Source organism: Aurantimonas sp. C2-5-R2 (assembly GCF_036549495.1).
GTDB lineage: Bacteria > Pseudomonadota > Alphaproteobacteria > Rhizobiales > Rhizobiaceae > Aurantimonas > Aurantimonas coralicida_A.
In genome coordinates this window covers 1-4,211 of the sequence record NZ_JAZHLJ010000063.1, presented here as the reverse complement: position 1 = coordinate 4,211, position 4,211 = coordinate 1, and the positions used below count along the sequence as shown (strand labels likewise).

The following is a 4,211-nucleotide window of genomic DNA, read 5'->3' as shown; positions in this document are numbered from 1 at the left end:
GGGATGCCCCCCGCCACACGCCTGTCCACCCGGCCGTTAGCGCGCCTTGGCGAGGGCGACGGCGGTGTCTGACATGCGGTTGGAGAAGCCCCACTCGTTGTCGTACCAGGACAGGATGCGCACGAAGGTGCCGTCCAGAACCTTGGTCTGATCCATGTGGAAGACCGAGGAGTGGCTGTCGTGATTGAAGTCGATGGAGACCAGCGGCTCCTCGGTGTAGCCGAGAATGCCCTTCAGCTTGCCGTCGGCGGCCGCCTTGATCGCCGCGTTGATCTCCTCGATCGAGGTCTCGCGCTTGGCGATGAAGTTGAGGTCGACGACGGAGACATTCGGGGTCGGCACGCGGATGGCGACGCCGTCCAGCTTGCCGTTCAGCTCCGGCAGCACCAGGCCGACGGCCTTGGCGGCGCCCGTCGAGGTCGGGATCATCGACATGGCGGCGGCGCGGCCGCGATAGAGATCGCTGTGCATCGTGTCGAGCGTCGGCTGGTCGCCGGTATAGGAGTGGATCGTCGTCATGAAGCCCTTTTCGATGCCGACGAGCTCATTCAGGACGTAGGCGACGGGCGACAGGCAGTTGGTGGTGCACGATGCGTTGGAGACGACCAGATCGTCCTTGGTCAGCGTGTCGTGGTTGACGCCGTACACGATGGTCTTATCGGCGCCGGCCGCCGGGGCGGAGACGAGCACCCGCTTGGCGCCGGCTTCCAGATGCAGGGACGCCTTGTCCTTGGCGGTGAAGATGCCGGTGCATTCCATGGCGACGTCGACGCCGAGGTCGCCCCAGGGCAGATCCTTGGGATCGCGGATCGCGGTGACCTTGATCGGCTTGCCGCCATCGATGCTGATGGTGTCGCCGTCAACGGTGACCTTGGCCGGGAAACGGCCATGCACGGAATCGTAGCGCAGCAGATGGGCGTTGGTCTCGACGGGGCCCAGGTCGTTGATGCCGACCACTTCGATGTCGGTCCGTCCGGATTCGACGATCGCCCGCAACACATTGCGGCCGATGCGGCCGAAGCCATTGATTGCAACGCGAACTGTCATTGATCCGTCTCCTTCGATGGCGCGCCCTGCCGGCAAACGTCGCGGGGGTGTCGCGGTCACCTTGGGCTGTACAGAAGCAGGCGGTCGGGATCAATATTCGGCCCGGTCAGCTTTTTTTATGCGGACGCTGATTTTCGATGCCGTAAGGGCGGTGCTCGCTAGCGCTCGCCATCATCGTCCTCCTCCGGACGCTCCGACCCGCGACGCGCCTCGACGGCGGCGACCACGGCATCCGCGGTGATGCCGAAGTGCTCATAGAGATCGGCGGCGCGGCCGCTGGCGCCGAAGCCGGTCATGCCGATAAAGATTCCGTCGCGCCCGATGAAGCGGTCCCAAGCTTGGCGGATTCCGGCCTCGATCGCGACATTGACGGTGCCGTGGTCGAGGATCGCTGCTTGGTATTCCGGGCTTTGCTGCTCGAACAGCTCGAAGCACGGCACCGAAACGACCCGGGTGTGCACGCCGTCCCGCTCGAGACGCGTGCGCGCCTCCATGGCGATCTGAACCTCCGATCCGGTGGCGTAGATCGTCACCTCCGCCTCGCCCGAGGCCGGGCTGATCTCATAGGCGCCGCGCGCGCTGCGGTTTTCGTCGTGCTTGTCGAGCCGCAAGGCCGGCAGATCCTGGCGGCTGAGGGCCAGCACCGAGGGCGCGTGGCGCGATTCCAGCGCGAGTTGCCAGCATTCCACCGTCTCGACCGCATCGGCGGGACGGAACACCTGCATCACCGGCATCGCTCGGAGCGAGGCGAGATGCTCGACCGGCTGGTGCGTCGGCCCGTCCTCGCCGAGGCCGATCGAATCATGCGTCATCACATAGATGACCCGCTGGCTCATCAGGGCTGACAGGCGCATCGCGCCGCGGCAATAGTCGGAAAATACCAGGAACGTGCCCGAATAGGGGATGACGCCGCCATGCAGCGCCAGGCCGTTCATCGCCGCGGCCATGGCGTGCTCGCGGATACCGTAATGGACGAAGCGGCCGGAATAGTCGCCGGGACCGATGTCCGGAGTCTGGCTGGTGCGGGTATTGTTGGAGCCGGTCAGATCGGCCGAGCCGCCGATCGTCTCCGTCACTACGCCGTTGATGATCTCGAGCGCCATTTCCGAAGCCTTGCGGGTGGCGACGGTGGGGCGCTCCTCGTTCAGCGCGCGCTTGTAGCGCTGCATGGCCTGGACGAAACCGCTCGGCAGATCACCGCGCATCCGCCGTTCGAAATCGCCCCGGATCTCGGCGTCGATCTCGTCGAAGCGCTTCTGCCATTCCTTGCGGCGGGTGCTGGAACGCAGTCCGGCGATCCGCCACTGGTCGCGGATCTCGGCGGGAACTTCGAATGGCTCATGGTCCCAGCCGAGCGCCTCGCGGGTTGCGGCAAGCTCCTTCGGCCCGAGAGCCGATCCATGTACCTTGGCGGTGCCGGCCTTGGTCGGCGCGCCATAGCCGATCGTGGTCTTGCAGGCGACCAGGGTCGGCCGCTCGCTCGCCCTGGCCGCCTCGATCGCCTCGGCGATCGCCTCAGGATCATGCCCGTCGCAGCGAACCGTATTCCAGCCGCTCGCCGCGAACCGGGCCGCCTGATCCGTCGAATCGGCCAGCGCGACCTCGCCGTCGATGGTAATGCCGTTGTCGTCCCACAGGACGATGAGCTTGTTCAGCTTGAGATGGCCGGCGAGCGTGAGCGCTTCCTGGCTGATCCCCTCCATCAGGCAGCCGTCGCCCACCAGCACGTAGGTATAATGGTCGACGATCCCGTCGCCGTAGCGCGCGTTCATGACGCGCTCGGCGATCGCCATGCCGACGGCGTTGCCTAGACCCTGGCCGAGCGGCCCGGTGGTGGTCTCGATTCCGGCCGCATGGCCAAATTCGGGGTGTCCCGCGGTCTTGGCGCCGAGCTGGCGGAAATTCTTGATCTGGTCGATGTCGATGTCGTCGTATCCGAGCAGATACAGGAGGCTGTAGAGCAGCATCGAGCCGTGCCCGGCCGACAGCACGAAACGGTCGCGGTCGGCCCAGTCGGGATCGCGCGGATCGAAGGTCAGGAAGCGGGTGAACAGCACCGTGGCGACGTCGGCCGCGCCCATGGGAAGGCCCGGATGACCCGACCCGGCCGCCTCGACGGCGTCGGCCGACAGGAACCGGATGGCGTTGGCCATCTGGCGATGCTGGTCGGGTGTTGTCATCAAGGCGCTCCGATTGACGGCCTGACGGCCGTGACGCGCGGCAGTCATCACATGGCTATGCTACTGTCAACAAACGAAGACCGCATCCTGGCGCGACGGATCGGGGGGATCGTGCCACCGCGGCGCTTTCCATGGCCAGCCCGAAACGCTAGACCATGAAGGGCCATACGCGCATTCGCGGAAGGCATATGTCAGAATCGGGCTTTGCCCGCAGGTTGGTGTCAGGGGGACGACGCGATGTCGTCGGAAGATCCGTTCGAGACGGCGCGTCTGCGCCTTCGGACCGCGATCGAGCGGCTGGAACACGCCGTCGAGGAGCGTGAGGAGCGGGAATCGTTCCTGCGGGGCGGCGAAGCCGAGATTCAACGTATGACGGCCGACCGGGGCCGGCTGGCGCGCGAACTCGACGCGGCGTTGGCGCGGGGCGAACGGCTCGATCGCGCCAACCGTGAGGTCTCGCAGCGACTCGTCGACGCGATGGAACGGGTTCGCGGCGTGCTCGAACGCCACAAGTAGGGACAGCGGAGAGAGGTCGAATGCCACAGATCGTCGTCACTATCGACGAAAAGACCTATCGCATGGCTTGCGGCGAGGGGGAGGAGGCCCACCTGACGGCCCTCGCTGCGGAGGTCGATGGCCGGATCGCCGAGCTGAGGCAAAGTTTCGGACAGATCGACGATCTCCGTCTGATGGTCATGGCCGCCATCATGGGCTCGGACGACTTGTTCGAGGCCCGGCGGCGGATTCGCGAACTCGAGGGCGAAATCGCCGAACATTCCGCTCGTTCCCAAGAATTCGACGGTGCGCGGCATGAGGACCGCACCCGTTTCGTCGATAGCCTTAACGAGACGGCGGAAGCGCTGGAGCGGCTCGGCGCGCGGCTTGGCGACCGTTAGAGCATCCGGCGAATAATTTGAATCGACGGGTTCCCATTTGATGTTCGGTTTGATTCTCTGTGAGCAGGAGGTGCTCTATGGGAAAGGC

The 4,211-nt window shown here is 65.5% G+C and carries 4 protein-coding genes; 2 read left to right on the top strand and 2 right to left on the bottom strand.

Going from position 1 to position 4,211, the window contains the following annotated elements:
* Positions 1–36 precede the first annotated feature (36 nt).
* Both gap and tkt read right to left on the bottom strand, forming a co-directional pair.
* Complete coding sequence (gap, locus tag VQ044_RS19320; protein WP_327622597.1) at positions 37–1,047, bottom strand: type I glyceraldehyde-3-phosphate dehydrogenase; 1,011 nt, start codon at positions 1,045–1,047, stop codon at positions 37–39.
* A 158-nt stretch (positions 1,048–1,205) separates the two neighbouring features.
* Positions 1,206–3,227 carry a transketolase gene (tkt, locus tag VQ044_RS19315; RefSeq protein ID WP_327649519.1) on the bottom strand — a complete coding sequence of 674 codons (2,022 nt, stop codon included), beginning with the start codon at positions 3,225–3,227 and terminating at the stop codon, positions 1,206–1,208.
* Positions 3,228–3,464: 237 nt separating this feature from the next.
* On the opposite strand from tkt, the gene VQ044_RS19310 reads away from it, so the two are divergent.
* Positions 3,465–3,743 carry a DUF4164 domain-containing protein gene (locus VQ044_RS19310; RefSeq protein ID WP_327622595.1) on the top strand — a complete coding sequence of 93 codons (279 nt, stop codon included), beginning with the start codon at positions 3,465–3,467 and terminating at the stop codon, positions 3,741–3,743.
* A gap of 20 nt (positions 3,744–3,763) precedes the next feature.
* Positions 3,764–4,123, top strand: a complete 360-nt coding sequence (locus VQ044_RS19305) for a cell division protein ZapA (RefSeq protein ID WP_327649518.1) — start codon at positions 3,764–3,766, stop codon at positions 4,121–4,123.
* The last annotated feature ends 88 nt before the right edge of the window (positions 4,124–4,211 follow it).

Bases quoted from the DNA above. Each gene is read 5' to 3' on its own strand.
- gap (WP_327622597.1), bottom strand. From the start codon at position 1,047: ATGACAGTTCGCGTTGCAATCAATGGCTTCGGCCGCATCGGCCGCAAT.
- tkt (WP_327649519.1), bottom strand. From the start codon at position 3,227: ATGACAACACCCGACCAGCATCGCCAGATGGCCAACGCCATCCGGTTC.
- VQ044_RS19310 (WP_327622595.1), top strand. From the start codon at position 3,465: ATGTCGTCGGAAGATCCGTTCGAGACGGCGCGTCTGCGCCTTCGGACC.
- VQ044_RS19305 (WP_327649518.1), top strand. From the start codon at position 3,764: ATGCCACAGATCGTCGTCACTATCGACGAAAAGACCTATCGCATGGCT.